This is a genomic window from Mycobacterium paraffinicum, from assembly GCF_001907675.1.
In the GTDB taxonomy this organism is placed as follows: Bacteria; Actinomycetota; Actinomycetes; order Mycobacteriales; family Mycobacteriaceae; genus Mycobacterium; species Mycobacterium paraffinicum_A.
In genome coordinates, this window is record NZ_MPNT01000075.1 from 1 (window position 1) to 1,825 (window position 1,825).

General features: G+C 59.0%; 1 protein-coding gene. It reads left to right on the forward strand.

The window, feature by feature from the left end; genetic code table 11:
- Positions 1–1,825: MMPL family transporter (locus tag BRW65_RS30765; protein WP_167374123.1), on the forward strand; the 1,825-nt coding region annotated here is incomplete at both ends.

Consider the following 1,825-nt stretch of genomic DNA (forward strand, 5'->3'; position numbering starts at 1 on the left):
GGTCGCGGCGAGCCGATCGGTGCCGATGAGTCCGACCAATGCGCCGTCCTATCAGGCGATGCTGAATATCGGCAAGGTGTTTCAGCAGTACGATTCGGATTCCTCGGCGATGGTCGTGCTCGAGGGCAAGGACAAGCTCGGCGATTCCGCACATAAGTTCTACGACGAGATCGTCGCCAAGCTGAAGGCCGATCACCAGCATGTGCAGAACGTTCAGGATTTCTGGAGTGATCCGCTGACCGCGGCGGGCTCGCAGAGCGTGGACGGCAAGTCCGCGTACGTGCAGATCTTCCTCAACGGCTCGCAGGGCACTAGTGAGAGCCATGAGTCGGTCGCCGCTGTTCGTCACATCGTCGATGCTGTGCCGGCGCCGCCGGGTATCAAGGCCCACGTCGCCGGCAACAGCGTTCTCAACGCCGATACCAGCGTCGCCGGGCATCAGAGCATGGCGACGATGGAGTTGGTGTCGGTCGCCGTCATCATCGTGATGCTGCTCGCCATTTACCGCTCGGTCGTGACGATGCTGGTGTCGATGGTCATCATCGGCCTGGAACTCTTTGCCGCACAAGGTGTTACCGCCACAGCGGGTTACCTGAAAATCATCGGTTTGACCCCCTACGCGGTGAGCATGGTGACCATGCTGGCCCTGGCCGCCGGAACGGATTATGTGATCTTCCTGCTTGGCCGATATCAAGAGGAACGATCGAAGGGCCTAGATCGCGAAACCGCGTTCTATGTGGCTTATCACGGTGTATCGCATGTCATTTTGGGTTCCGGCCTGACGATTGCGGGTGCCACCATGTGCCTGAGCTTCACCACGCTGCCGTACTTCAATACCATGGGTTTGCCGTGCGCGATTTCGGTTTTGGTGGTCATCGCCGCGGCGTTGACGCTCGCACCGGCAATTCTCACGGTGGGGTCCAAATTCGGTTTGCTCGACGCCAAACGTGATCTCTCGGCACGGGGTTGGCGCAAGGTCGGCACCGCTGTCGTTCGATGGCCGATCCCGATCATCTTTGTGACCACCATGATCGCCGTCATCGGTTTCATCAGCCTGCTGACCTATGTACCGCAATACAACGACCAGAAGTTCACCCCCGCCAGCATGCCGGCCAACCTCGCGATGGGCGTCGCGGACCGGCACTTCTCCCAGGCTCGGATGAACCCGGAATTGTTGATGCTGCAGGCCGATCACGACCTGCGCGACCCCGCGGACATGCTCGTCATCGACCGGGTCGCCAAGAACGTGGCACATATGCGGGGCATCGATCGGGTACAGACCATCACCCGCCCATTGGGTTCGCCGATCGAGCACAGTTCGATTCCATTCATGCTCGGTGCGCAAAACGCCGGCACCCTGCAGTCCGCCAAGTTCAACAACGACAGCTCGGCTCAAATGCTCGAGCAGGCGGACGAGCTGAGCAGGACGATCGCCAACATGGACCGCATGTACACCATCACCAAGGAGATGACCGAAACCACACACAGCATGGTCGGCCGCACTCACGAGATGGTGGACACCACCAATGAATTGCGCAACAACATCTCCGATTTCGAGGATTTCTTCCGTCCGCTGCGCAGCTACTTCTATTGGGAAAAGCACTGCTATGACATCCCAATCTGCTGGTCACTGCGGTCAGTCTTTGACACACTGGACGGGATCGACGCACTCGCCGACCAAATACAAGGCCTCACAACCGATTTAGATCGTTTGGATCATTTGCTGCCGCAGATGTTGCCGGTGCTGCAGAACACCATCAGCTCGATGACAAAAATGCGTGACTTCATGATCGCGACCCACAGCACCCAGGCGGGCACCCAGGCC